Source organism: Streptomyces sp. NPDC093085 (assembly GCF_040683935.1).
Taxonomy (GTDB): domain Bacteria; phylum Actinomycetota; class Actinomycetes; order Streptomycetales; family Streptomycetaceae; genus Streptomyces.
In genome coordinates this window covers 396,368-422,601 of the sequence record NZ_JBFBFB010000005.1, presented here as the reverse complement: position 1 = coordinate 422,601, position 26,234 = coordinate 396,368, and the positions used below count along the sequence as shown (strand labels likewise).

The 26,234-nt window shown below is 72.6% G+C and carries 21 protein-coding genes and 1 pseudogene; 8 read left to right on the top strand and 14 right to left on the bottom strand.

What is annotated here, in order from left to right:
* The first annotated feature begins 23 nt into the window (after window positions 1–23).
* From AB0O07_RS18405 to AB0O07_RS18395, 3 genes are all read left to right on the top strand, one after another.
* Complete coding sequence (locus AB0O07_RS18405) at window positions 24–872, top strand: HAD-IA family hydrolase (protein ID WP_365634071.1); 849 nt, start codon at window positions 24–26, stop codon at window positions 870–872.
* 175 nt (window positions 873–1,047) lie between these two features.
* Window positions 1,048–2,199, top strand: a complete 1,152-nt coding sequence (locus AB0O07_RS18400; RefSeq protein ID WP_365634068.1) for a phosphotransferase — start codon at window positions 1,048–1,050, stop codon at window positions 2,197–2,199.
* Between the two features lie 324 nt (window positions 2,200–2,523).
* Window positions 2,524–3,228, top strand: a complete 705-nt coding sequence (locus tag AB0O07_RS18395) for an NAD(P)H-dependent oxidoreductase (protein ID WP_365634065.1) — start codon at window positions 2,524–2,526, stop codon at window positions 3,226–3,228.
* Here the strand turns inward: AB0O07_RS18395 and AB0O07_RS18390 are convergent.
* Window positions 3,209–4,696, bottom strand: a complete 1,488-nt coding sequence (locus tag AB0O07_RS18390) for an MFS transporter (protein WP_365634062.1) — start codon at window positions 4,694–4,696, stop codon at window positions 3,209–3,211. The genes AB0O07_RS18395 and AB0O07_RS18390 overlap by 20 nt on opposite strands.
* Window positions 4,697–4,752: 56 nt before the next feature.
* Between AB0O07_RS18390 and AB0O07_RS18385 the strand changes: the two genes are divergently transcribed.
* A complete protein-coding gene (locus tag AB0O07_RS18385; protein ID WP_365634060.1) occupies window positions 4,753–5,358 on the top strand; it encodes a CGNR zinc finger domain-containing protein in 606 nt (201 codons plus the stop codon).
* 233 nt (window positions 5,359–5,591) lie between these two features.
* On the opposite strand, the gene AB0O07_RS18380 is transcribed toward AB0O07_RS18385, so the two are convergent.
* The 12 genes and pseudogenes from AB0O07_RS18380 to AB0O07_RS18325 all read right to left on the bottom strand — a co-directional run bounded on the left by AB0O07_RS18380 (window position 5,592) and on the right by AB0O07_RS18325 (window position 19,899).
* On the bottom strand, window positions 5,592–6,767 hold the full coding sequence (locus AB0O07_RS18380) for a hypothetical protein (protein WP_365634056.1): 1,176 nt from the start codon (window positions 6,765–6,767) through the stop codon (window positions 5,592–5,594).
* Between the two features lie 123 nt (window positions 6,768–6,890).
* On the bottom strand, window positions 6,891–8,876 hold the full coding sequence (locus tag AB0O07_RS18375; RefSeq protein WP_365634053.1) for a hypothetical protein: 1,986 nt from the start codon (window positions 8,874–8,876) through the stop codon (window positions 6,891–6,893).
* 158 nt (window positions 8,877–9,034) lie between these two features.
* On the bottom strand, window positions 9,035–10,105 hold the full coding sequence (locus AB0O07_RS18370) for a hypothetical protein (RefSeq protein WP_365634050.1): 1,071 nt from the start codon (window positions 10,103–10,105) through the stop codon (window positions 9,035–9,037).
* Window positions 10,102–10,545 (bottom strand): PadR family transcriptional regulator, encoded by a 444-nt coding sequence (locus AB0O07_RS18365; RefSeq protein WP_365634047.1) that lies wholly within the window; start codon window positions 10,543–10,545, stop codon window positions 10,102–10,104. The genes AB0O07_RS18370 and AB0O07_RS18365 overlap by 4 nt, the downstream gene beginning before the upstream one ends.
* A gap of 278 nt (window positions 10,546–10,823) precedes the next feature.
* Window positions 10,824–11,609 carry a hypothetical protein gene (locus AB0O07_RS18360; RefSeq protein ID WP_365634044.1) on the bottom strand — a complete coding sequence of 262 codons (786 nt, stop codon included), beginning with the start codon at window positions 11,607–11,609 and terminating at the stop codon, window positions 10,824–10,826.
* Entirely contained in the window at window positions 11,602–12,087 is a 486-nt protein-coding gene (locus tag AB0O07_RS18355; protein WP_365634042.1) for a hypothetical protein, read from the bottom strand. Before AB0O07_RS18355 ends, AB0O07_RS18360 begins: the two co-directional genes overlap by 8 nt.
* Before the next feature lie 68 nt (window positions 12,088–12,155).
* A complete protein-coding gene (locus AB0O07_RS18350) occupies window positions 12,156–14,498 on the bottom strand; it encodes a glycoside hydrolase domain-containing protein (RefSeq protein ID WP_365634039.1) in 2,343 nt (780 codons plus the stop codon).
* A 163-nt stretch (window positions 14,499–14,661) separates the two neighbouring features.
* Window positions 14,662–15,861, bottom strand: coding sequence for an ABC transporter permease (locus AB0O07_RS18345; protein WP_365634299.1), 1,200 nt, complete (start codon window positions 15,859–15,861; stop codon window positions 14,662–14,664).
* 224 nt (window positions 15,862–16,085) lie between these two features.
* Window positions 16,086–16,793, bottom strand: a pseudogene (locus AB0O07_RS18340) (ABC transporter ATP-binding protein); the annotation flags it as partial.
* Window positions 16,790–18,301 (bottom strand): peptidoglycan-binding domain-containing protein, encoded by a 1,512-nt coding sequence (locus tag AB0O07_RS18335; RefSeq protein WP_365634036.1) that lies wholly within the window; start codon window positions 18,299–18,301, stop codon window positions 16,790–16,792. The pseudogene AB0O07_RS18340 and the gene AB0O07_RS18335, both read right to left, overlap by 4 nt.
* Window positions 18,298–19,311, bottom strand: coding sequence for a hypothetical protein (locus tag AB0O07_RS18330; RefSeq protein WP_365634033.1), 1,014 nt, complete (start codon window positions 19,309–19,311; stop codon window positions 18,298–18,300). Before AB0O07_RS18330 ends, AB0O07_RS18335 begins: the two co-directional genes overlap by 4 nt.
* Before the next feature lie 138 nt (window positions 19,312–19,449).
* Window positions 19,450–19,899, bottom strand: coding sequence for a hypothetical protein (locus AB0O07_RS18325; RefSeq protein ID WP_365634030.1), 450 nt, complete (start codon window positions 19,897–19,899; stop codon window positions 19,450–19,452).
* A 479-nt stretch (window positions 19,900–20,378) separates the two neighbouring features.
* Between AB0O07_RS18325 and AB0O07_RS18320 the strand changes: the two genes are divergently transcribed.
* Window positions 20,379–21,080 carry a DUF2993 domain-containing protein gene (locus AB0O07_RS18320; protein WP_365634297.1) on the top strand — a complete coding sequence of 234 codons (702 nt, stop codon included), beginning with the start codon at window positions 20,379–20,381 and terminating at the stop codon, window positions 21,078–21,080.
* Between the two features lie 123 nt (window positions 21,081–21,203).
* Here the strand turns inward: AB0O07_RS18320 and AB0O07_RS18315 are convergent, their stop codons facing one another.
* On the bottom strand, window positions 21,204–22,847 hold the full coding sequence (locus AB0O07_RS18315; protein ID WP_365634027.1) for a PucR family transcriptional regulator: 1,644 nt from the start codon (window positions 22,845–22,847) through the stop codon (window positions 21,204–21,206).
* 109 nt (window positions 22,848–22,956) lie between these two features.
* On the opposite strand from AB0O07_RS18315, the gene speB reads away from it, so the two are divergent.
* The 3 genes from speB to AB0O07_RS18300 are packed head-to-tail and all read left to right on the top strand — an operon-like array spanning window position 22,957 to window position 26,193.
* Window positions 22,957–23,967 (top strand): agmatinase, encoded by a 1,011-nt coding sequence (gene speB / locus AB0O07_RS18310; protein WP_365634024.1) that lies wholly within the window; start codon window positions 22,957–22,959, stop codon window positions 23,965–23,967.
* A gap of 40 nt (window positions 23,968–24,007) precedes the next feature.
* The gene (locus tag AB0O07_RS18305) at window positions 24,008–25,552 is read left to right on the top strand and encodes a cytosine permease (RefSeq protein ID WP_365634021.1); all 1,545 of its coding nucleotides are present in this window, start codon (window positions 24,008–24,010) and stop codon (window positions 25,550–25,552) included.
* A gap of 29 nt (window positions 25,553–25,581) precedes the next feature.
* The gene (locus AB0O07_RS18300) at window positions 25,582–26,193 is read left to right on the top strand and encodes a nuclear transport factor 2 family protein (protein WP_365634018.1); all 612 of its coding nucleotides are present in this window, start codon (window positions 25,582–25,584) and stop codon (window positions 26,191–26,193) included.
* Window positions 26,194–26,234 lie beyond the last annotated feature (41 nt).

Below are 26,234 nucleotides of genomic sequence, written 5' to 3'. Positions count from 1 at the left end.
CGGCCCCCGAAGGACGGAGCGACGTGACCGACTCGTACGCGACGGATCCCCGCGCGGCCCGGCAGCCCCTGGGCACCGCGCCCTTCGACGGGGCCACCTTCGACGAGGCCCCTTTCGACCGGGCGGCCCCGGCCCCGGTCAACGCGCCGGCCCCGGTCACCGCCCCGGCCCGCGGTCCGCTGCCGGTGCGGTGCGTGCTCTTCGACTTCGACGGGCCCGTCTGCGCGCTCTTCCGCAACCACCCCGCCCCGGACGTGGCCGCCCGCCTCCTCGCCGCGCTCCCCGGTCCTGTCCGGGAGGCGGTGGCACCGGAGGGCGGCGTTCCGGTCACCGATCCGCAGGCCGTGCTGCGGGCGGTGGGCGCGCTCGCGCCGGGCTCCGCGCGGGTCGCCGAGGTGGAGGCGCGGCTGACGGAGGAGGAGATACGGGCGAGCGAGTCGGCCGTACCGACCAGGAACGCCGCCGAGCTGATCCGCGCGCTGGCCCAGGCCGGGGTCGCCCTCGCGGTGACCACCAACAACTCGCCCAGGGCGGTACGGCGCTACCTCGACCGGACCGGCCTCACCCCGTACTTCGGCGGCCATGTCTACGGCCGCCGCCCCGACCCGGGCCTCCTCAAGCCGGACCCGGACTGCCTGCGGCGGGCGCTGCGGTGGACGGGCGTACCGGCGGACGAGGCGGCGATGATAGGCGACGCCGAGGCCGACTTCCGGGCGGCGGACCGGCTCGGGGTGGGGTTCCTCGGCTACGCCGCCCGGGAGACGAAGAGCGAGGCGCTGTACGAGGCGGGGGCGCGGGTGGTCGTGGACGAACTTCCCGACAGCGTGCAAAAGTTGGCCGCACAACTCCGCCAACTTCAGCGGCAGAGGTAGCGCAAGCAGCAGCAGTAGAAGCAGCGGCCGTGGAAGCAGCTACAGAAGAAGTAGCTAAAGCAGAAGCAGCTACAGAAGAAGCAGCTATAGAAGAAGCGGCTACAGCAGAAGTAGCAGTAGTGACAGTGGTTACCGGGGCATAGGGCATAGGGCATCAGGAACAGTGCACAGGGCGATGACACCAGTGGGACAGGCGATCAAACGCGCGGCCGGCCGGGCGGCGGCATCCGACATCCGCAGGCAGGCCGGTGAGCTGAGCCCTGACGACCAGAAGGTCATCGGCCCGCTCAACGGCTATCACCATGAGACCTACGCCTTCCCCTTGCCCGCCGCTAGCGAGCTGAGCGCCCGCTTCGAGCGCGCCAAGCTCCGCGCCCCCCGCCCCGGACTGCTCTGGTTCGACCGGCGCTGCTTCGCCTCCGAGGACCTGCTGCTCACCGCGCTCCAGGGCCGTATCGACCGCATCCCGGAGATCACCGAGGTCGGCGAGGGCGTGTATCTCCAGGGCTTCATCGAGGGGCGGACGCTCGACGCCCGGCACGGGCCCGGCGGGCTCCAGGTGACCGGGCGGGGCCTCTCCGCGCGCCACGCCGAGCAACTCGGCCGCCTCTTCCACCAGTTGGTCTCCATCGACCCGAAGGAGCTGGCGGAGCAGAAGGTCACCCGGATCTGCGCCTCGGACGACCGGATCGCCGAGGGCGACGCGGCGGCGTTCCTGGAGCGGCTGATCCGGTTCACCGAGGAGCAGGTCTACCAGGGCCACGGCGCCCCGTACCGGACGCTCTTCGCCGAACTCGGCATCGACGCCGAACCGCTCGGGCGGCTGCGGAAGCGCACCGTCGAGCTGCGCTCGCGCCCCTTCGCGCTCCTCCACTGCGACCTGCACCGCAAGAACCTGATCGTCGACCGGAACGGCGACCTCTGGGTCATCGACTGGGAACTCGCCATGGTCGGCGACCCGCTCTACGACCTGGCGACCCACCTCCACCTCATGGCGTACCCGAAGCAGGAGGAGACCCGGGTCAGGGCCCTCTGGGCGGAGGCGGCGGAACGGGCGCGCCCCGGCAGCACCTACGGCTGGGAGGAGGACCTGCCGCTGCTCCTCGCGTACAAGCGCGTGCAGTCCGTCTACACCGACGTCATCCGCACCGCCCTGCTGCTGGGCCCCGACGCGGAGTCGAACTGGCGGGTGCTGCCCCGGGCGGCGTGGCGGGTCCAGCGTGTACTGGCGGCGGCGGAGCGGGAGTTGTACGACAGGGGGACGGCTCCGTCGGTACGGCAGGTGGTGACGGCGTACCGCAACTGGTTCCGCGTGGAACCGGCGTGAGACGGGCTGGTGTGACGGACGGGCGTGAGACGGGCTGGTGTGACGGACGGGCGTGAGGGACGGGCGTGACGGGCCGGTGTGACGACGGGTGTGACGGGCCGATGTGAACGGGCCGGTGTGAACGGGTCGGCTTCCGTCGAGAGGTGACAAGAGGGGGCCGGGTCGTGAGGGGATCGGGCGGACTGTACGTTGTGGCTCCACGTGAAGTGGAGAGCCTGATTCGTATGTGGTCGTACAGCGATATCCCGCCCATGTCCAGATGATCCGGACCCTGCGTTCCGGCGCAACCGGCGCACCCGGCGCACCAGCGAGGCACCTTTCACCATGAAGCTTCTGCACATCGACTCCAGCATCCTGGGCCCCGAGTCGGCGAGCCGGCAGATCTCGGCCGCCGTCGTCGCCCGCCTCCGGGACGGGCACCCCGGCCTTGAGGTCATGTACCGCGACCTCGCCGCCGAGCCGCTGCCGCACCAGTCGGTGGCCATCCACCGGATGAGGGAGGTCCCGGCGGCCCCGGACGACTCGTCCGCTCCGGCCGGGTCGTCGGCTCCGGCCGGTTCGTCGGAGAGGCCGTTCGGCGCGGCGGACCAGGACCTCGACGCCGGGGCCCGGGTGCTGTCCGATCTGAGCAGGCTCGACGCGGCGCTGGAGGAGTTCCTCGCGGCCGAAGTGGTCGTGATCGGCGCCCCGATGTACAACTTCGGGATCCCGAGCCAGCTCAAGACGTGGATCGACGCGCTGGCCGTCTTCGGCAAGACCTTCACCTACGACGAGCACGGCCCGGCGGGGCTGGCGGGCGCCAAGCGGGTCATCGTCGCCTCGTCGCGCGGCGGGGAGTACGGGGCGGACACCGCGACGGCGGGCTTCGACCACCAGGAGACCTATCTCAGCGCCTTCTTCTCCTTCATCGGGGTGCGGAAGCTCGAATTCGTCCGCGCCGAGGGCATCAACTACGGCCCTGAGCAGCGCAAGTCGGCCATCGAGGGCGCGCTGGCGCAGGCCGTCGCGCTCAGGGCCCAGGCGCGGTAGGGGCGCTGGCGGCGGGGTCGCCGGCGGTACGGGGCGCGTCGGCGGTACGGGGTGAGTCGGCGGGCGCTTCGGCGGTACGGGGTGAGTCGGCGGGCGCGCCGGCGGTACGGGGCGGGGCGAGCGCCGCGCAGGCCGCGACCGCCAGCACCTCGAACCCGGCGGCCGTCAGCAGCGCGCCCGCCGGCGACCAGGCGGCCACCGGGCCCGCGAGGGCGGCACCGACCGCGTAACCGGTGATCTTCAGGCTGGCTCCGGTGGTGAAGATCTGGCCGCGCAGTCCGTCCGGCGCCTCCCGGTGCCGTATCGCGAACACGGCGGTGAGCTGCGGGCCTTCCCCGATCCCCGCGAGCACCATCCCGGCCAGCACCAGGGCGGGCCGCCCCGTCGCCGCCAGCGGCAGCGCCGCCGCCATGGCGACGCTGCCGAGCCAGAGCACCGTGTCCGGCGGGAGGCGGGCGAGCCGGGCGAGGCGGGCAAGGCGGGCGAGGCAGGCGAGGCGGGTGCCGCGCAGGGGGTGGGTGCGGTGTGTGGTGTGGGTGCCGCGCAGGGGGTGGGTGCGGCGCGTGAGACGGGCGTACACGGCGTTCGCGGCCAGCGCGGCGGCGGCGGTGACGGAGAGCAGCAGCGCGCCGTGCCCGGCGCTCCCGAAGGCCCGTTCGCCGAGCAGGGGGCAGCAGGCGATCAGCATGCCCCGGCCCACGGACGCGACGACCGACGCCGCCGTCGCGCGGGCCAGCGGCCGGGAGCGTACGACGGCACGGAACCCGGCGGCGAGTTGACCCCGTACGGGCGCGAGCCGGCCCCCTGCCGGGGAGGGGGCCGCCGCATGCACCGGTGAGGGCTCCGTCCGTACCGGGGACGGCGCGGCCGGGAGCGTCAGGGCGGCCGGCAGGGCGGCGCAGATCAGGCCGATGGCGACGACGACCCCGGCGGGCGCGCCCAGCAGCGCCGCGACGAGCCCGGCCAGCGCGGGGCCGGCCAGGCTCGCCAGATGGAAGGTCATCGCGTCGAACACCCCGGCCCGCCGCAGTCCCTCCCCTCCGTCCCCCAACTGCCCCGCGTCGACGACGCGGGGCAGTTGGGAGGTCCAGCCGCCGGCCAGGGCGGGTCCCAGCAGCCCCGTGGCCACCGCGACGAGCAGGGCGAGGAGCACGGCCCCGCCGTCCGGGCCCGCCGGGCCCAGGTGGAGCAGGGCCAGGACGGCGCCGAGCCCCGCCGCGTACAGGGCGAGCGCGGCGCCCAGCAGCCGTCCGGGGGTGGTGGACCGGTCGAGGAGTACGCCGAACAGCGGGCCGCCGACGGCCGCCGAGACCATGATCCCGGCCAGCAGCGCGGAGGCGGTGGCCGCGGAGCCGGTTGCCGCGAGGGCGGCCAGGAGGAGGGCGGGGCCCGACATTTCGTCGCCGGTACGGGCGGCTGCGGCGCCGCCCAGGTAGGCCGTTACCGTTACGACGTAACGCTTCTTCATGTCGGGCACGTTACGCACGTAACTTAAATGTTCGCCAGGTGCGTTACATTCGCTGGATGGAGCACTCCCTTTCGGTACGGGCCTCGGCGGAACGGACCGTGGCCCTGGTCAACGCCCTCACCGGTCAAGGGGATACGGGTACGCGGCCCGCTTCCCCCGGCTCGGATCCGGCTTCCGTCCCGCACCCGGCTTCCGTCCCGGACCCTGACGCGATCGCCCGTGTGCTGCTCGCGCACGGCGAGCCCGCGCCGGTGGAACTCACCGTCGATGACGTGGCGGAGATGAACGCGGCGGCGGTGCGCCTGCGCGAGGTCTTCGCCGCGCCCGGTCTCGCCGCCGCCGCGACCGCGCTGAACCGCCTCCTCGGCGGCGGGGCGGGACCGTTGCGCCTCAGCTCGCACGGGGGCCGTACGGCCTGGCACCCGCACCTGGACAGCGACGACGAGGCGCCCTGGGGCGAGTGGCTGCTGGGCGCGTCGTGTCTCGCGCTGACCGTGCTGCTCTGGGACCACCAGCGCCCGCCGGGCGGCCTCTGCGCCTCGCCCGCCTGCCGGAACGTCTTCCTCACCCTGGGCGGCGGCCCGCCCCGCCGGTACTGCTCGCGGCGGTGCGCGACGCGGGAGCGGGTGGCGGCGCACCGCAGGGCGGCCCGTACGGCGTGACCGGGGGGCGCGGCTCAGCCCTCCCCGGGGGCCGCCTCCGGGGCAGCTTCCGGGGCCGCCTCCGGGGCCGAGTCGAGCACGCCCCCGACCACGGTGTGCGGCGTCCTCGCGAGGCGCGGCCCCTCGCCCCGTTCCGGCATCCGCAGCATCGGCGGGGCCTGGAGGATGCCCAGGATCCCGTAACCATCGCCACCCCGCCCGATGGCGGTTCAGACCCGGTAAAGGAGGGCCCCTCAGCGCGAAGTGGGCACTGCGGCGGGCTGGGTGACATCACCGTGGATGTCGGCGAGGAGGGTGGCGGAGCCGTGGGCGTCCGTCACGGTCACGCGGATGACCAGGGCTTTGGTACGGGAGTCATGACCGAAGTCGATACGCCAGGCCCCTTGTTGGCCCGAGCCGAGGCCGGAGGTGGCGCGTGCCTCGCGGACCAGGGCGGGGAGCCGGTCGTACGGAAGGGACGGCAGGACGATCGGCGGTTCCCCGGAGTCCGTTCCGGTGGCGCCGACGCCCTGGGCGGACATCAGGTGCTCCTCGATCCGGAACTCCGTGGCGGTGACCACGCCCGAGGTGAACAGGGCCTCGGCGGTGGCGCGCATCTGGCCGTCCTCCAGGAGCGAGGCGCTGGTGCGGGTGGTGCTGGTGGAGGTGGAGGTGGAGAAGACCGGCGAGGGCGTACTGACGGAAACCCCCGAGCGCCCGGCCCCCTGCGCGCTGTCGCCGCCCGGTTCGCCGCCCAACAGCTCCGCACGGAAGAGCAGGACGACGACGGCCGCGCCGACGAGGAAGGCGAGGAAGGAGGTGAGGCAGTACGCCCCGAGCGGGTGCGGGTTCTTGACCCGCGTGGACGCGGGCGCCGAGTCGATCGAGGCGTCGGCGGCCCGCCGGGCCCATTCGGGATCGGGCCGGGTGACGATCGCGCACGCCCAGGGTTCGTGCGCGGGGTACTCGACGACCACGACACGGCGGGGCGGAAAATCGGCCACGTCCACGAGGTTGACGGACTGGTGGAAGGTGACCCGGTAGGCGGGCCGGTCGTCCGGGGCGACCGTCACATCGAACTCGACCGGGATGTCGGCCATCTCCCCGCTGGTGGCCCGGCGGCTCTCGATCATGGCGAGAGCCATCCGCTTCGCTGGCTTCTCCGGCCTCCGGGCCCGTTCCCGCCGCCCCGAGACCACCCCGACGACCGTGATCAGCAGAAAGAACCCGGCGCCCGAACCCCACAGGCCGTTCTCCCCGATGATCACCCCGACCACGAGCGCGGCGAGCGCGGCACCGAGCAGGGTGCCGGTCACCAGGTTGCTCAGCAGGGTGGGGGCGGGCGCGGCCCCGGGGTCGCCCCCGGACGCGGCCCCGGGCGCGGACCCAGGGGCGGCGTCGCCCGGGCCGGGGGTGTCGGTGGTGGTCACAACGGTGATTGTTCCTGGCGTTTTCGGCCACGGGAAGCCTCCGCGCGCCCCGCCGCGGGACCCGTCACGCACGGGACGGCCGGACGACGGACCCCGTACACGCGGCGGTAAGGGACCGGGCGGTCAGTAGGTGCGCGGGTCCTGTTCTGTGAGGCGGTGCAGGGCCGCCGCGGCCTGGGATTCGGGTGGGGTGCCGTTGTCCGGCAGGTGCCAGAGGTGCTGGACAGGGTGGGGCTCCGGGGTTTCCGCCGTGCGGGCGGGGGTGTGCAGGAAGGTGATCACGGCGGTGTCCGGGTCCCGGAAGTCGGTGCCGGCCCAGCCCGCGCGGGCGCCCCAGCGGGCGAGCAGGTCGGGGCGTTCGCGCAGGCCCGCCCTGATGAGCCGGGCCGTGGTCCGGGCCGGCCAGGACCAGGGGCGGTCCGTCTCGGCCCGGGCGACCTCCGCGTCGTAGGCGGCGGCGTCGAAGCGGTGGGCGGGGAGTTCGGGGACCGGGCCCTGGGTGCCGGGCAGGGCGTACGGGCGCCGCCAGTTCTCCCACACCACCTCGTCGCCGTCGCGCCGGATCGTGACGTACAGCGCGCCGCAGCACGGCTCCGCGCAGGACGCCGTCGCGAGCCGTACCTCGTGGGGTACGGGGCCGGCCCGCAACCGCCCCTCGTCGAGGAGGACTTCGGGGGGTTCGGCGGGGCCGTGGCCGAAGTGTCCGGGGACCAGGGGGCGGCCGTCCAGCAGGATGCGGGTCTCCACCGGCTGCGGGTCGGCGGGGTCCGCTACGACCACCTCGATACGGAGGCGGGTGAAGGGCGTGGTGGTGGAGGACGGGGTGGTGGAGGACGGGGTGGTGGAGGTGGCTGGGGTGGTGGAGGTGAAGGGGCGTTGGGGGGTGGTGCGGTGGAGCCAGGCCGCACGCCGGCGGGGGAGGCGGTCGTCCGGGGTGGGCGCGAGACGGCCGGGGGAGTCCTGTGCGGGGGCGCCCGGGGGGTGTTCCGGGGGCGCCAGTACGTGGTCCAGCGTGGCCAGCAGCTCCTCGCGGCGGCCCGGCGGCCACTTCAGCAGCACGCTGGGGCCGCTGCTCAGTTCCTGGGCGAGGGTGAGCAGGGTCGCGTGGTGGTCCAGGGTGGGCGCCAGGAGGTGTGCGCGGGTCACGACGCGCTCGTACAGGCCGATCGCCTCGCCGTACGCGAAGAGGTCGATCTGGTCGTCCCGCGCGGAAACCGTCCGGGCCAAAAGCTTGGCCGCGCCCGCGAGCAGGGCCGGGTCGGCGGGGTAACGGTCGAGGAGTCCGGGGAGCCGGGCCGCCTCCGCGATCCTGCGGGCGACGGACGAGTTGAGCAGCCGGGTCGTGCGGGGGCGCGCGGTGGCCCCGGCCGGTCCCGTCAGTCGGACCAGAGCTGCGCGGATCGCTTCCTGGTTCCCGGCGTTCTCGGTGTTCCTGGTGTTCCTGGTGTTCCCGGTGTCTCCGGCGCCTTTGGTCCACAGGGTGTGGACGATCGGGCGCAGTTCGGCGGCGCGTGCGTGGACCGCGAGCCAGAGGGCCGCCGCGGCCCGGCGGTCCAGGGCGTCCAGGGCGCTGACGGCGGGGCGGGTGAACTCGGTGAGGACGCCGAGGGCGGAGAGGTACGGGATGTCCTCGGGCTCCCCGAGGCGGATGAGGAGAACGATGCCCGCGGTGACGGTGGGCACCGTGGTCCCCGTACGGGTGAGCTGCCGCGCCAGGAGCCGGGCGGCGTCCCGTTCCTCCGACCCCGGTGGCGGCAGCGGCAGCGCGGCCACGGCGGCGTGGACGCGGAGGGCGTGGCGGCGGTGCAGGACGCCGAGGCGCGCGAAGCGGCGGTGGAGGGTGGCGGCGGTGTTGGGGAGGAGCGGGGTCAGGGCCTCCTGGACGGCTTCCCGCACCTGGCCGGCGGAGGTGGCCGCCGGGCCGGCCGGCGGCGGGTTCTCAGGCGCCCGCCCGGCGGGGGCCCGGCCGGCAAGGGCCGGCCCCGGGCGGAGTGTCAGTCGGCCTCGGGGCGGGATCCCGTCCGGGAAGGTGCTCAGCAGGGCCAGCGCCTGGTCGTACAGGGCGGGCGGGGAGCCGGGGAGCGCGGGGCGCTCGGGGCGCGGGCTCACCGGGCGGGGCGGGGCTCGATTCCGTATCGCGTCGTCATACGGGCGAGCCTGCCACCCCGGTTCCCGAGCCGTCCACCGGATATGCGGGGGGGAGAGAGGGGACGATGGGGGGTGAGGAGGGGTGAGGAGGGGCCAGGAGGCGCCGGGGCCGGATCGCCTCAGCGCGCCGCTTCCGTGCCCGGACCCGGAGTACCCGTCGTACCCGGAGCGCCCGTCCTGCCCGTACCCGGCACGAACAGCCGTATCAGCCGGAACACCCGCCCCGCGGCGAACGGCAGCGCCAGCAGGTACGCCGCGTACGGTGCGCTGTGGAGCCAGGCGACGAACGCGCCGGCGCCGAGGGCCAGGGCGATCAGGTGGGTCGCGACGCTGCCCGGCGTGGAGCGCCACCAGGCCGGCTGCCGGACGGTCTCGGGCTCGGCGAGGTCCCGGGCGTACTCGTCGAGCGGGCCGAACTCCGCGCCGGGCGTCGTGCCAGCGACCCTCAGGTGCTCACGGGCCTCCCCGGCCAGCTCGCGGGCGCGCTGCGGCGGCAGGTCGTGCCGGCCGATCAGCAGGTTGACGAGGCGGTCCAGCCACGCGTCCGTGGACTCCGGGTCGGCCGCGCCGGGGCGCGGCGGCTTGCTGCCCCGGAGCTGGAAGAGGAGCGCGGCCACGCCCACGACGACGATCGCCCAGAGCGGGATGGTCACCAGGTGGTCCCGGGAGAGCTGGGTGAACGCGGCGGCGGAACCGGCCGCCAGGAGCGCCGCGAGGGCGAACGGCCAGGGGGCCAGCCGAAGATGCCCGGCGGAACGGAGCGCGTCGGCGGGGCCGCTGAGCGCCATCACGGCGAGCGCGAGGAGTACGGTCCCGGTCAGCGACGCGGCGGAGACGCCGAAGCTCAGGGTCCCGGCCAGCACGGCGTACAGGACCGAGGCGGCCAGCGTCCAGAGGGTGACGAGGAACGGCGCGCCGGTGAGGTGGTCGCGGGAGGTCAGGCCCTGGGTGTCGGCCGGCGGGACCGTGTCGGGCGGCAGTTCGAGGAGCGCCGCCTCGGCGAACTCCTCGGGGGTGCCGAAGAGTTCCTCGGGGGGCTGCCCGTTCTCGGCGCAGCTCGCCTTGACCTCTTCGAGGAGGGGGACGGCGGTGTAGTGGTGGACCCCGCGCTTGGCCAGCGCGAGCTGGGCCCGCGCCGCCCACCGGGTGAGTTCCTTGTTCTCGTCCTTCTTCTTTGTCGTCCCGGTCATCGGATTCCCTCCGTGGTCGTGGGGGCGGGTGTGGTCGTGGGGGTGGGTGTGGCGAGCGCCGTGGGTCCGTCCGGTGCGGGTGCGGACGCGGATGCGGGTGCGGACGCGGTCAGGAGGCGGTCCAGGTTTCCGGTGAACTCGCGCCACCGGGCGCGGTCCGCGTCGAGCCTCCGCAGGCCCGCCTCGGTCAGCGCGTACACCTTCCGTCCGGGGCCGCCTTCCCCGGCCTGCCAGAGCGACCGGACGGAGCCCTCGGTCTCCAGCCGCCCGAGCACGGGGTAGAGGGACCCGCCCCGGATCGGCCCGATCGCGTACTCGTCCAGGCGCTGGGCCAGCGCGTAACCGTGCCGGTCCCCTTCGGTGAGCACGGCCAGGACGGCGAGTTCGAGAGCGGCGCGGACCCAGGCGGTGGTGACGTCCGCGGATGCTTTGGAACCCACGAGTCCTCCCTTCACGCAGTAGTGACACTTCACGCAGTAGTGACACTTCGCGTAGTAGTCGCGTAGGTCAGCTAGTGGCTTGCATGACTAGTTTTATCTGAGACTAGTCGCGTTCCGCAACCCCCCGCCCCCACCCCCGCCCCCGCCGCACGCGAAAGCGCGGCCCCGCAGGGCCGATTGGCCTGCGGAGCCGCGCTCTGCTCGTACCGAACGTCCTTCTGTCGAACGTCCTTCTGTCGAACGTCCTTCTGTTGAGCGACCTTCTGTCGTGCGTCCTTCTATCGTGCGTTGCGGGCCTTGCGCGCCCTGGATATCCGCCCCGGCTCGAACGCGTCGGTGGCTCCGGCGCCCTGGCCGGGGTGTTCGCTCCAGCCGTTGATCCGGGCGACCAGCTTCCTGAGGCGCGCGTCGCCCGGCGGGACGTCGATCTGGAAGTGCGACTGCTTGAGCGGGCTCGTCTCGCCGCCCCAGGCGACCACGCCCTGGCACTCCGCGAGGATGTCCTCGATGACGGTGATCTGCTCCGCGCCCATGCCGTTGCCGGCCGGGGCGCCCAGCGGGTAGGCGACTTCCCTGATGGTGAGGGCGGTGCCGGAGAGCCGGTTGCTCTCCAGGTCGGCGCGTACCGCCCGGTCGGTGGTGTGCCCGGCCACGTCGTGCTGGGCGAGCATGTCGATCTCGTAGCAGTAGCGGCGCAGGACGTGCAGGAGGACGGTGGCGGCGTCGCCCTCGGCGAGGCGGACGGTGAGCGCGCCGGCGCCCTGGACCCGGTGGGCGGGGGCGCTCGCCAGGACGGGCCAGCCGTTGGCGCTGACGCGGCCCGGCCAGGTGGTCGCTCTTCTCCCGCCCTCGGCCCCGGCGGCGGGTGCGGCGGCCGGGGCGGCGGAGGCGGGGGTGGGCGCCCACAGGACGCTGGTCGCGGCGATGGCGGTGGAGACCGTCAGGACGCGGCGGCGGGTCGGCCGGGACGGAGGGGATGGGCGGGTGGCGCCACCGGCTTCGGTGGCGGTGGCGGTGGTGACGTCACCGGCTTCGGTGGCTGTGCGGGCGTCGGTGTCAGACATGGGCTTTCTTCCTTCCTCTGGTGTTCCCCCGGGCGTTTTCGCGCACGGTGAGGTGGACGGCCGCGTACAGGCAGCCGATGGAGAGGAGCAGGAGAAAGACGATCGCGGGGTTCACCCACGCGGGGACGAGATCCACGGCCGCGCCGCACTTCGCGTGCAGCGGAAAGAGGTTCTGCGATTCCTGGTAGTGCGTTCCGTTCCAGACGTCGTCGAATACGTGGCCGTCGCGCTCGCACGACTCTCTGAGGTCGAGACCGCCCCGGGAGAACCCCAGGAGCCAGACCGTCACGGCGTTCAGGAACGCGACAAAGGACAGCGCGGTCAGCGGCGACGGCCGGAGGAGACCCCGTATGCCCCGTACACCCGGTATTTCCCGCGCGCCGTGCGATGCGTCCCGCGTGCCCTGCCGTGTGTCCCGCGTGCCCTGCCGTGCGTCCCGCTTGCGCTGCCCGCGCACTGCCAGCGCCAGCACGCCCACACACACCACCGTCGTCGGAATCCAGAATTGGATCGCCCCGATGAGTGAAATCCCCATGAATCGCTTTCCTACTCTGTGCCGACCCGGGCGAGAATGGCGTCCGTGAATCCCTGGACGAAGCTGTCCAACTTGTCCGACCCGCCAGGCGTGTTGATGAGGATGTTAGGGTACAGCGCGCCTTCGAGCGTGATGAAGTACGAGCGCGCGAGATCGAAGATCGGGTCGGTCGCCGTCAGGTCGTTCCACGCCGCCTGCTTGCAGTTCTCCGCCGTGCCCCAGCGCTGCTGGAAGTAATCGGTGAACCGTCTGAGCGCCGTGCCGTTGTTGCTGTACCGCTCGCGTACGGCGGTGGCGATGTCCTTGCCGCCCCGTATGGCGCGCGCGATGAGATAGCCGTCCGCGTCCTCGATGAGGTCACCGAAGCCGAAGGACGACTGCACGCCCGGCTTGGCGAGTTTGGCGTCGCAGAACGCCTTTCCGGACGCGTACTTCTCCTCGGAGTTGCGCCAGTCCGTGTAGAACGTCATGAGGTCGCCGCCCCAGCCGGTGATGTCCCCGACATTGACGCTCTTCTGGTTTCCCGGCTGGTCGATGACGTAATGGCCGTCCGCCGTCGCCAGCAGATGTTCCGCGCTGATCCGGTATCCCGACACCGGGTCGGTGAATTCGTCGAGTACCGACAGGCCCTTTCCCTTCGCGTAACTCACGAATCCGTGGTCGTAATCCCCGATCAGGGCCTGCCACTGCACCCCGCCGTAACTCTTGTGCCGCATGAATTCCATGACGAGCTTCGACGCGCTCCGGTCCGAGCCCTGCGTCGACTTGTAGTCGACGGCCGCGTTGTACAGGCTCGCTATCCGGCTGATGAAATCGGTGGCCGGGGACGCGTCGATGTTGAGGGAAGAGGTCCCCGGGTCGGAATCCGGGCGCCAGACCGTGTTGTCGAGGTCGATCGTGGTGCCGCCGATCGGAATGCCCGAGGTCTCCTTGATCTGGTTGAACGACCAGTTGGCGGGCAGCGGGAAGCCGAGATTCCCCGAGAAACCCCAGGACATGCCGGAGACGAACGAATACCGGGCGTAGGTCTTGTTCGTGACGTTCGTGCACACGTTCCGCGAACCGTAGACGCCGTGCACGTACTTCTTGCCCTGGCTGGCCAGCCCCGCGGCCACCCCGTTGAAGTACTTGATGATGTGCCCGTCGATCTCCTCCTGTGTGGCGTCGTAGTCCACGGCGAAGTAGATGGTCGTGCCCCGGTTGAAGCCGAAGCCCTCCGCCTGCTCGTGCGCCTTCAGCGCGTGCTGGTAGCCGTTGGGGTAGCTGTACTCGTTCACGTCGCGGCCGTGGATCTGGAAGATCGGGAAGACGCGGAGGTTGTTGGCGAGGATGGTCTGCAGCTCGCCGGGGAGGATCTGCTTCTCGTAGCTCGGGTCCGGGTGGTACAGGTACCGGCCCACGATGCGGTAGCCGTTGTTGTAGAGCCACTTGGCGCGCGCGTCGTTGATGACGAAACGGGTGTCGGAGCCGGTCACCGGCCGGTCCGGGTCCCCCATGGAGACCAGGAGCTGGGCCCAGGTGGTGTAGTCGCCCCTGCCGGTCTCGGGGAGGTAGGAGAACTCCTGGAAGAGCTTGACGTACTCGGTGGTCTTGTCGTCGTACGTCGACTTGAAGGTGGTACGGACGCCGCCGCCGACCGGCACCGGCTCGTTGAAGACGCACGCCGCGGTGAAGAGGCTGACCAGCGTGCCCGAGGAGCCCTGGGAGAGCGTGGCGTTACGGAGCGCCGCCTGCGTGCCGGGGCCGAAGTTGCCGTTGGGCTCGGCGATCCCCAGCTCGTACTGGAGGGCGATCATCAGCGACTTCTGGACGTCGCGCGAGTAGATGCCGTCGCACGGGCCGATGCTGGCCGCACTCCTCGACCAGTAGTTCTGGTTGAGCCACTGCTGGATGGACCGGATCTTGTCGGTGCCGCCGGCGACCACCACATAGGCGTCCATGTTGAGGAGGGCCTTGGCTATCTTCGCGTTGATGACGCCCGAGCCGCCGATGCCCATGTTGGAGCGGAGCTTCTCGACCGCGTCCCGGGTGACCCCGGTGAACCACCCCTCGCTCTCCGGCTCGACGGCCCAGTAGCCCTTGCACCAGAGGCCGAACTGGAGAACAGCGACGAGATTGCGGTTGGTGTCCCAGTTGAAGCCGATGTCGCCCAGGGCCTCGAACTTCGCGTACGTGGTGGGGCCGAAGGACGCCACGACGGGGCTGATCCCGAGCTCGTGCTGCAACGCCATGATCAGGGAGTTCATGGTGCCCCAGCCGGTCTGGCCGTTCTCGGGGCAGGCCACGTAGCCGGCCACGCTGCGGTAGTTCGCGTTGACCCACTTCTGTGCTCGGAGTACCTGTTCGTCTGCCACGACGGATTCCTCTCGTGTGAGTGAGCGGTGTCAGTGGTGCGAGTGGCGCGAGTGGTGCCAATGGCGCGAGTAGTGCCAGTAGTGCGAGTAGTGCCGGTGGTGCGAGTGGTGCCGGTGGTGCGAGTGGTGCCGGTGGTGCGTGAGGGGAGGGACAGGGGGGGCGTCAGCGCCGTAGCGCCTCCACGGGCTGGATACGGCTCGCGCGCCACGACGGGTACGCGCCCGCCGCCAGCCCCGTGGCGAGCCCGAGGGCGGGCGCGGCGGCGAGGGTGAGGGGGTCGAGGACGGGCGTCCACGCGTGGTGGAGGGAGACACCGACGACGACCGTCGTCCCGAGCGAGGCCCCGGCCACCCCGCCGAGCAGGCCGAGCGCCCCCGATTCGGTCAGGAACTGCCAGGTGATATGGCGGGCGCGGGCCCCCAGCGCCCGCCGCAGCCCGATCTCGCCGACGCGCTCCATGACCGCGATCAGGGTGGTGTTGGCGATGCCGACCGCCCCGATGACCAGGCAGACGGCCGCCAGCAGGAGGAAGAGCCGGCCCAGGTCGCCGCTGACCGCGCCGCGCAGGGCCCTGGGGTCCGGCGGCGGTACGGCGCGGAAGTACTCCGGGTGGTCGGGGCGGAGCGCGAGCGCGGCCTCGCCCGCCACCTGGGTGGCGGCGCCCAGCTCCGTCGAGACGAGCATCCGCGCCCGTTCGTCCTGGGGCGGCCCCCAGATCCGTACGGCCGGGGTACGCGGCACGATGACGGAGAGCAACAGCTCCGGTCTGCGCTCGACGTCGTCGATGACGCCGATCACCGTGAAGGCGGTGTCCCCGACGAAGACGGCGGGGTGCGTACGGAGCGTGGTGATCCCCAGGCGCGCGGCCGTCGCTGCCCCGACCACGGCCACCCGCCGGTCCTGGGCGTCGTGGAAGGCGTCGTACGCCCGCCCCTGGACGAAGTGCGGCCGGGCGGCGGCGAGCACCCCGGGCGAGGCGGCTACGACGGGGGTACGGGAGACGGCCCCGTCGGGGCGGCCGACGGGGGAGGAGCGGACGGACTCCTCGGCCCCGAGCCGTACCTTCCAGTACACCCCGGCGGCCTCGACCCCGTTGACCCGGGCCATCCGGGCGTCGGCGTCCGCGGGGAAGGCGAGCGGGACGCGCGCGGCGTCGCGCCCCCCGGTGTCCTCGACGGTGACCTCGGTCGCGGTGAGCCGGTCGAAGCGGGTGTCGATCTGGGCCGCCGCCGTACCGGTGAGCCCGAGGACGGCGATGAAGGCACCGACGCCGAGGACGGTCCCGAGGGAGGTGAGGGCCGAACGGGCCGGGCGCTGGACGACACCGGCCACGGCTTCGGAGAGCAGATCGGGGAGGGCCAGACGCGAGGGGTCGGTGGGGTCGGTGGGGTCGGTTCCGGTGGTTCTTCGGCGCCGGAGCAGCCTCAGCACGGCGCCTCCACAGCGTCGGGTACGGCGTCGGATACGGCGCCAGGTACGGCTTCGGATACGGCGGTGCGGTGGCCCTCTTCGGGTACGGCGTCGGGTACGGCGCCGCGCCGGCCCTCTTCGGGTACGGCGCCGCGCCGGCCCGTTCCGTGACGGCCGGTCTCGGAGAGCACCCCGTCCCGGATGGTGAGGACGCGCTGCCCCCGGCGGGCGACCTGTTCGTCGTGGGTGATCACGAGCAGCGTCATGCCCTCGCCGTGCAGACGGTCGAGGAGGTCGAGGAGCGAGGCGGTGGTCTCGCTGTCGAGGTTGCCCGTCGGCTCGTCGCAGAGCAGGAGCGCGGGCCGGCCCACCAGGGCGCGCGCGATGGCCACGCGCTGGCGCTCGCCCCCGGAGAGCTGGGTGGGCAGCGCGCCGGCGCGCCGGGCGAGACCGACCCGCGCGAGCACCTCGGCGGAGTGCTCGCGCCGCAGCCGCCGGGGCAGCCGCCGGTAGACCAGGGCGAGTTCGACGTTCTCCTGGGCGGTGCGGTGCGGGAGGAGATGGAAGGACTGGAACACGAACCCGATCTGCCCGCCCCGCAGCGCCGCGCGCCGGGCGTCGCTCACCGCGGAGGTGTCGGTGCCGTTGAGGAGGTACGTGCCCCGGGTGGGCGTGTCGAGGAGGCCGAGGACATTGAGCAGGCTGGACTTGCCGGAGCCCGAGGGGCCCACGATGGTGACGAACTCGCCTCGTTCGACGCGGAGATCGCATGGATGGAGCGCGGTGACGGGCGGCGGACCGGGGTAGGTGAGGCCGAGGCCGTCCAGGGCGATGACCGTGGAACGGACGGAACCGTCCCGTACGGCTTCAGCGGCGCGTGTCATGACCGGCCGTCCCCCGTCACCGAACTCCGTTCTCCCGCCGCGCTCCGTTCTCCCGCCGTACTCCGCTCTCCCGCCGTACTCCGCTCTCCCTCCGCCGTACTCCGTTCTCCCTCCGCCGCAGGCCGCTCGTTCACCCCGACGATGACGGGGTCCCCGACGGCCAGCGCGCTCCCGGCCTCCGGGGCGACCTGGACGTAACCGTCCGCCGTCATCCCGGTGGTGACGACGACGCGCCGCTCCCGCTGCCCGCGCCACACCGTGACGGTGGTCCGCCCGTCCGCCCCGGCGGAGACCGCGGTGACGGGCACGGCGAGGACGGCCTGCCCGGAGGACGCGGCGGTGATGGTGAGCCGGACGTCCGCCCCGGTCAGGTCGGTGGAGAGGCGGCCCCGGGGCCTGATCTTCACCGCGTACGTGTCCGGCCCCGGCCGCGCGGCGTCCTTCGCCGGTACGGACGGTTTGTCGGCCACCGACTCGACGGTGCCCGTGGCGTGGGCGCCGCTCGCCTCGGAGGCGATGGACACGCTCTGCCCCGGCTTCACCAGGCCCTTGACCTCGGGCCCCACGGCGCCGTCGACGACCAGGGCACCGGCCGCGAGGGAGACCAGGGTGCCCGTGGCCTCGTCGCCGACCCGGGCGGAGACCCGCTCGGCGTAGGCGGGTTCGGCCCGTACGTAGGTGAACTCGGCCATCGGGACGGTGACATGAGGCACCGGGTCCGCCGCGCCGCCGTTCGCACCCGTCGCCGTCCCCCGGCCGGCCTGTTCACCCTGCCCCGTCGCCTCCGTCGCCCCTGTCTGCCCTGTCTGCCCCGTCACGGGTGCGCGCCCCCGGGCCTCGTAGAAGCGGCTGACGGCGCGCTCCGTTCCCGTACCGAAGGTTCCGGAACGGTCGCTCCCCGAGGCGTAACCGAGGTCGGCGAGGGCCCGTTGCAGTTGGGCGACGTCCTCGCCGGTGGAACCGGTCCCGAGGTCGCGGTACGAGGGGATGGCGCCCTTGAGGACGAAGACGGGCCGGCCCGAGACCTCGACCAGCAACTGCCCCATCCGGAGCGGCCTCCCCTCCGCCACGGCCACCTTGGTCACCACCGAGCGGCCCGCTTCCCTGCCGCCCACGCCCTCCCCGGAGACGTCGACGCGCTGCGCGGCGGAGACCGTGCCCCGGGTGATGACGGTTTCGGAGAGCACCTTCCTCTGCACGGTCGCGGTGAGGACGCTCGGGGGCGGCGGCCGGGTGTCGGCGGCGGCCTGGGCCGGTGACTTGATGAACCCGGCGGCGGTCACCCCGGCGCCGGTCAGCACCACCGAGCCCGCCACCAGGAGAACCAGCCCGCGCCGCCGACGCCCCAGCCCGCCCCGCTTCCCGGCGCCCGGACTCCCCGGCCGCTCCCGCCACCGCCGGTGCCGCTGCCGCTCGTCGGCCACGGGCTCCGTCCCGGGCTCCGGCACGGGTCCCGGCGCGGACTCCGGCGCGGACTCCGGCGCGGGCCCCGCCACCTGCCCCGTCACCGGCCCGCCCCATCGGCCCCGTCGGCCCCGTCGGCGCTGCCCGCCGTACCGGCCTCCGTCCCCGTGACGACCTGCGCGGCCTTCCGTACCGCGGCGTCGATCCTTCCCCGCTCGGCCGACAGGTCCTCCGCGTGCTCCTCCAGGGCGCGCTTCTGTAGCGCGTACTCCGCCTGGAACCAGATCCACGCCACCCGGGTCCTCTCACGGCAGGTGATATCCGCCGTGGCGGTGGCTATTTCCTCCGCAGTCACCTCCGGGGCGCTGAACTTGGAGTCGTCACTCGCGTCCAGCGGTGCTTTGTAGTGGTATCCGCTCCGTTTCATGCACGCCGACCATTCGGCGAACGCCTTCACGACCTCGGGCGTCTGCTGGGATTTCATGAACGCCGCATTGGCGAGTCCGAGCGCGCCCCGTGCCTGTACCGCGTCCGCGTCGATTCCCCGGTTCGCCTCGCCCACGCAGCCGCCTTCGGGAACCTTCTTCCCTTCGACTTCCCGGCTCCCGCCCTCAAGGGCCCGCACCTCGGGCCCGTCCGCCGCCCCCGTACCGTCGTCGACGCTTTTGGCGAACGCGGCGTCGTAGGCTTCCTGTTCCGCCGCGTCGACCTTGTAGCCCCGTTCTTTCGCCAGGGCCATGTCGTGGATTCCGTACCGCCAGTCGGTGAGTGTCTTCGGGCCGATACGGGGGAGTTCGGGCGCCGGGGTCCAGGAGAATCCGAACCCTTTCATGCAGTCGCCGACCAGAATCTTCTTCGCCTGCGAAAGCTGGCCCATTTCCTGGTCCGTCGGCAGGTACGCCTGGAGCGGGAGGACCCAGCTCCGCGGCTCCCCCGAGTCGAAGGAGGCGAGCCGCGGAACGTCGGGCGACGGTACGGCGGCGGCGGAGCACCCGGCGAGCGCGAGGGCGAGGCCGAGTGTGAGAGCGACGGTGGCGGATGCGGATGCGGATGCGGATGCGGATGCGGTGGCGGAGGCGGATGCGGAGGTGCGAGAACCAGAGGGAGACGGCATGCGGCGCTTTCCGTGTTCGGCGGGACCAGGACCGAGAGGAAGGTGAGGGGGAGGAGCTGAAGAAGAAGAGCGGTGCCCACAGGCCATACACGGGCCGCACACAGGCCACACGCACGGCCTGCGGGCACCTCGCGCCGTTTAGAGGTTCACCCACTGGAAGGAGGCGTTGTCGTTGTACGTCGCCTCCAGCCTGTTCACGGTGCCCCACACATAATCCGCGGCGCCCTTGTAGCCGCTGTTGTAGTAGATGACCCCGGTGTACGTGGAGTGCGTGTTGCGCGCGGAAGCCGCGTTGTTCTTCACTCTCTGTCCGCTGCCGCTGCTCCTGAAGCCGCAATAGCGGAGCGCGTCGTATGTCGTTCCGGTCGCCACCGAATCGAAGTCGTATACCGCATAGCCGATGTTCCGGTAATCACCGGCGAGGTCCGAGTTGTAGTGGATACGGAATTTGAACGTATTGGACGAGTCGTAATTGCACCCGAACCAGTAGTTGTCCGAGTCCGTGCTGGCCGACGCCGGGGTCGCCATTCCGATGCCGATCGCTGCCGCCGCGACGGCGACCGTCACGCTCTTTTTCAGCCGATGCATGAAACTCTCCTCGTGGGATTTTCGCGCATGCCGGAGGTGCGTGGACGAGTACATACAGAGCTTGAAAAGTTTTCAAGTGGTTTAAAACCGCGCCGGATTGGACGGGAGCGGCGCCGCCGAAGACCGTCTTCCGATCGTTACGCGATCCGCTACAACCTCCGCCGAAGAGGATGACGTGATTCCGCCCTGTCGCCCCGCCCCATCCACCGGAAGGCGGGTTCAATGCCTCCGGACCGGACATCGCGGGAATCGGGTCCTTTCCGGGGCAAGGCGGGGCGCCGCCGAAACATCTGAAGTGTTTCAAACGGCCCGCACGGGGAACGAGATTCCGCCCCTTCGGGGAGGGGCGGGGGAGGGGTGAGGGGCGGTAAAGATCAGGCAAAGAGCGGCGATGCGGGCGGAATCACAGATTCCGTCACGATCGCCCTTCCTGCCTGTGCTGAGATGGCCGGATGCGCACACTGCGAAGATTGATAATCGTGGTCCTCGTCCTCGGGGCCCTGGCCGTCGGAGCCGACCGGCTCGCCGTCCACCTCGCCGAGGGACAGGCCGCGGAGAAGCTCCAGTCCTCGGCCGGCCTCGCCACCACGCCCGAGGTGTCCATCAAGGGCTTCCCGTTCCTCACCCAGATCGCCACCGGCGAGGTCGAGGAGATCGACGCCTCCATCGGCAGCTACGAGGCCACCGTGCCCGGCGGCGGCACCGGCCGTATCGACCAGCTCGAACTCCAGCTCAAGAGCGTCGAGTTCACGAACAGCTTCACCTCCGCCACCGCCCGCTCCGCCACCGGCACCGCGCTCATCCCGTACAGCGAACTCCTCAAGGCGGCCCCGGACGGCGGACAGGGCGACGGCGCGGCACGTGCCCGGATCACCGGGCTCTCCGACGGCGGCAACGGCCGGATCAAGGCGGAGGTGTCCGCCGTACGGCCGGACACCGGCAAGGAGGAGACGTACACCGTGCTCAGCACCGTGGAGGTCTCCGGCGACACCATCCGGGTGCGCGCCGACGAACTCCCCAGCGAGGCCGCCGCCGTACCGGAGGACCAGCTCCGGCAGGTCACCGACTTCCAGCAGACGCTCACCCGCCTCCCCGGCGGCATCAGCGTCCAGCGCGCCGAACCGCTCCCGGACGGCCTCCGGATCACCGTCGGCGGCGCGAACGTCTCCCTGACCGGCTGACCCCACCACGTACAGCAGCAGCCACGTACAGCAGTAAGTCACGTACAGCCGTAGTCACGTACAGCCGCAGTCACGTACAGCCGCAGTCCACCCTCCCCCCCCGGGATACGACCCCTCCCGGGGCTACGCCCCGTTCGCCCGCTCCGCCGCCCCCTCCGTGAGGCCCAGGTGCGCGGCGGCCCGGATCGCGAGCCAGATCTCGGCGAAGGCGGCCGTCGAGGCCGGGTCGCGGCCGGTGATCTCGGTGAACCGGCGGAGCCGGTAGGCGAGGGTGTTGGGGTGGATGTGGAGAGCGGCCGCCGCGTCGTCGGTGCGGCGGTCCCGCTCCATCCAGGTACGGACGGAGGGCAGCATCTGCGTGCCGTGGGCGGCGTCGTACCGCAGCACCTCGCCCAGGACGTGTTCCACCAGGGCCGCCAGCACCGCCGGGTCGTCCGGGAGCCAGCGGCCGGTGCCGTCGTCGCCGTACCGGACGAGCGGGCGCCCCGACTCGGCCGCGTTGGACGCCGCCCAGAGCGCCTCGCGCTGGGGGACCCCCAGGGGCTCGCCGGGCGGGAAGGGGCGGCTCATGCCGGCCGCGACGCCGGGCATGGCGGCCACGGCGCCGCGCAGCTCCGGTGAACCGAGGACATACCGGTCCTCGCCCCGCCCCAGCAGCAGATACGGCTGCCCGTCCAGGCTCCGCAGCAGCGCCTCCTCGCTGACCCCCCGCACCACCAGCAGCGCCGTCTCGCCCTCGATCGCGTGGCGCTGGAGCCTGCGCCGCGCGGCGGCCGGGTCCAGTACGTCCTGCAACAGCTCGGCCAGCGTCTCCGCGCCCTCGCGCCGCAGCGTCTCCTGTTCGGTACGGACGATGGCGAGCTGGAGCGCGGCCACGGTGGCGATGTGCTGGACCACCGCGAGCCCGGCGGGCCGGGCGCCCTCCCGCGCGAACGCCACCAGGAACCCGGCGGGCCCGCCCGGCGCGAGCACCGGCAGCGCGAACCCCCCGGGGATGGTGGGCGGCGCGTCCACGGAGTCCGGGATCGCGCCGGGGTCCGGGGCGGGCACCCCCGGCAGCAGCGGCCGCCCCTGCGGGGTGCAGACGTAGACGTCGTACCCGGAGAGCCGTTCCAGGCGCCGGAAGAGGGTGGCGGTGTCCAGGTTCTCGGAGGCCAGCCAGCGCAGCGCGCCGAAGACCTGGAGCTGGGCGCCGAGCCGCTGCCGCGAGTCCTCCTGTACAGCGGCGGCGACCTCCTGCGCGACCGCGACGAACGGCACCGCGAGCGGGATCTCCAGCACCGGCATGCCGCGCTCCTCGGCCGCCGCGAAGAACGCCTTGGTCAGCGGGGGCATGTGGAGGTGGGCGGAGAGCGCGAGGGCGCAGACCCCGGCGTCGTCGAGGCGTTCCAGATAGGCGCGCTGGCGGGCGGCGGTACGGGGGATGGCGAGCCCGGTCGTCATGATCATCTCCGCGCCGAGAAGCCAGGGCGTGGGGTCGTCCAGCTCGCTCACATGCGCCCAGGACACCGCGCGCCGCAGCCCGCCGGCCCCGGCGAGGAGACGGAGCTGGAGGGCGGGGAAGGAGAGCAGGTCCTCGACGGTCAGCTCGTTGCGGGGCGCGGGTTCGGGTACGGCCTCGGGGGCGTCGGGTACGGCCTCGGGGGCGCCCTCCGATTCGGGCGTCGGCCCGGGGAACGGCCCGGGGGCCGGTTCGGGGAACGGTCCGGGGAACGGTCCGGGGGCCGGTTCGGGGGCCGGTCCGAAGGCCGCTTTGTTCCTGTCCACAAGGAACACCCTATCCATTCGGGATGTGGACAATTGCCGCCCTTGTTCCCGCCACCTCAGACTGACCGGATCCGGCGCCCGCCCGCGACCAGAGGGGACCCCCGACCGCATGACCACCACTCCCGACCCCACTCCCACCTCCACCCCCGCCCCCGGCTCCCCCCGGGGTCCGGTCGACTCCTCGCGGATCCCCCGGTTCGCGGGCCCGGCCACCTTCGCGCGGCTGCCGCGCCTCGACGAGGTGGGGGAGTGCGACATCGCGGTGGTCGGGGTGCCCTTCGACAGCGGGGTGTCGTACCGCCCGGGGGCCCGGTTCGGCCCCGCCGCGGTACGGGAGGCCAGCCGCCTCCTCCGGCCGTACCACCCCGGTCTGGACGTCTCCCCGTTCGCGGCGGCGCAGGTGGCCGACGCCGGGGACATCGCCTGCAACCCGTTCGACATCAACGAGGCCGTCGAGACGGTCGAGCACGCGGCGGGCGAGCTGATCGCGACCGGCGCGCGGCCGGTCACCATCGGCGGCGACCACACCATCGCCCTGCCGCTGCTGCGCGCCCTGCACCGCCGGCACGGCCCGATCGCGGTCCTCCACTTCGACGCCCATCTCGACACCTGGGACACGTACTTCGGCGCCGAGTACACCCACGGCACGCCGTTCCGCCGCGCGGTCGAGGAGGGGATCGTCGACACCGAGGCGCTGAGCCATGTCGGCACCCGGGGCCCGCTCTACGGCAAGAAGGACCTGGAGGAGGACCGGCGGCTCGGCTTCGGCATCGTCACCTCGGCCGATGTCATGCGGCGCGGCGTGGACGAGACGGTGGACGCGCTGCGGCAGCGGATCGGCGACCGCCCGCTCTACGTCTCCGTCGACATCGACGTCCTCGACCCGGCGCACGCCCCCGGCACCGGCACCCCCGAGGCCGGCGGCCTGACCAGCAGGGAACTGCTGGAGATCCTGCGCGGGCTGGCCGGTACGCGGCTGGTCGGCGCCGATGTGGTCGAGGTCGCGCCCGCGTACGACCACGCGGAGATCACCTCGGTCGCCGCCTCGCATGTCGCGTACGACCTGATCAGCCTGCTGGCGCTGACGGGCCCGACCGGCGCGACCGGCCCGACTGCCTGACCCCCGCCCCCGCCCCGCCCCCTGTGTCCCAGGAGCCCCCATGCCAGACCCTTCAGCCCCAGCCGATACCTCCGCCCCAACCGGGAACGGGACCACCCCCGGCACCGGCCACACCACCCTCCGCGCGAGGCCCACCACCATCGAGCCGTACGGTGTCGCCCCCATCCCGCCCGAGGAGCAGACCTCCCGCCCCCTCGACCTCTTCCGGCTGGTCTTCGGCGGGACCAACACCTTCGCGACGATCATCCTGGGCACCCTCCCGGTCGCGTACGGCCTCGGCTTCTGGGCCGCCGCCTCCGCCGTCGTCGCCGGGGTGGTCGTCGGCGCGCTGATCCTGATGCCGATGGCGCTCTTCGGCCCCCGTAACCGCACCAACAACGCGGTCTCCTCCGGGGCGCACTTCGGGGTGGTCGGGCGGTGCGTGGGGTCGTTCCTGTCGCTGCTGACCGCGATCGCGTTCTTCTCCATCTCCGTATGGGTGAGCGGGGACGCGATCGTCGGCGCCGCCGGCCGGCTCTTCGGCATCGACGGCGGGGACGTGCTGCGCGCGGGGGCGTACGGGGTGATCGCCGTCGCCGTTCTCGTCGTCTGTATCTACGGCTACGAGTTCATGCTCCTGATCAACAAGATCGCGGTGGTCGCGGGCAGCGCGATCATGCTGCTCGGCATCGTCGCGTTCGGCGGCTCCTTCCACGCCTCCTTCCCCGGCACCGGCGATTACGCGCTCGGCGCCTTCTGGCCCACCTGGACGCTGGCCGCGCTCACCGCGCTGGCCAACCCCGTCTCGTTCGGGGCCTTCCTGGGCGACTGGTCGCGCTACATCCCCGACCGCCACCCCGTGCCGAGGCTGCTGGCGGCGCCCTTCCTCGCCCAGGTCGCGAGCCTGCTGCCGTTCCTCTTCGGCGTGGCCACCGCGACCCTGGTCGCCGACCCGAACAACTACGTGACCGGGCTGGCCGCCATCTCGCCGCTCTGGTACGCGGTACCGCTGATCGGGATCGCGCTGATCGGCGGCCTCTCCACCGGCACCACCGCGCTCTACGGCACCGGTCTGGACTTCTCCTCGATCTTCCCGGGCCTGAGCCGGGTCCGGGCCACCGCGCTGATCGGCTCGCTCTCGGTCGCGTTCATCTTCGTCGGGAACTTCGTCCTCGACATGGTCTCCAGCATCAACGCGTTCGCGGTCCTGATCGTGCTCTGCACCTCGCCGTGGATGGCCGTGATGATGATCGGCTATTTCGTGCGCCGGGGCTTCTACCTCACCGACGACATCCAGGTGTTCAACCGGGGCCAGAAGGGCGGCGCGTACTGGTTCACCAACGGGGTGAACTGGCGCGGCATGGCCGCCTGGCTCCCGGCCACCACCGTGGGACTCCTGATGGCCAACACCCCGCTGATCGCGGGCCCGTGGCGGGACATCGCGGGCGGCATCGACCTCAGCCTCATCGCCACGCTGGCCGTAGCGGCGGTGCTCTACACGGCCCTGCTCTTCCTCTTCCCCGAACCCCGCGCGGTCTTCGGCCCGGCGGGCCCCCGCCTCGTACCGGCGAAGGACACCCCGACGGCGCCGGTCACGGCGGAATGACCCATGTCACCGACCCGAAGGAGCCAGAGATGACAGAGCCGGAGCCGACCACCCGGCCCGAGAACGCCCAAGCGGCCGAGGAGGTACGAGCGGCGCCCGAGGAGGTACGGACGGCACCCGAGGAGGTACGGACGGCGGCGCCCGAGCAGGTACGGACGACGGCTGACGAAGTACGGACGGCGGCGGCAGCGCTCGTGGCGGCGTTCGCCGAGGGCCGCCTGGACGACTACTTCGCCGCGTTCGCCCCCGAGGCGACCTTCCTCTTCCCCACCAGCGCGCGGCGCCTCGCCTCCACCCAGGAGTACCGGGAGCTGTGGCAGCGGTGGGTGGCGGAGGACGGCTTCCGGGTACTGGCCTGCGACTCCACCGAGCAGGCGGTCCAGGTGTACGGCGACACCGCGGTCTTCACCCACAGCGTCACCACCCGGGTCGCCACGCACGCGGGCGAGGAGACGCACCGCGAGCGCGAGACGATCGTCTTCACCCGCCATGGCACCCCGGACGCCCCGAGCGCCCCGGACGCCCCGAGCGTCCCGGACGCCCCGAGCGTCCCGGACGCCCCGAGCGTCCCGGACGCCCCGCGCGCCCCGGGCGCGGCCGGATGGCACGCCGTACACGAGCACCTGTCCCCAGCGGCCTGACCCGAGCACCCTCCTCCCCTCTCTCCCAAGCACCCTCCTCC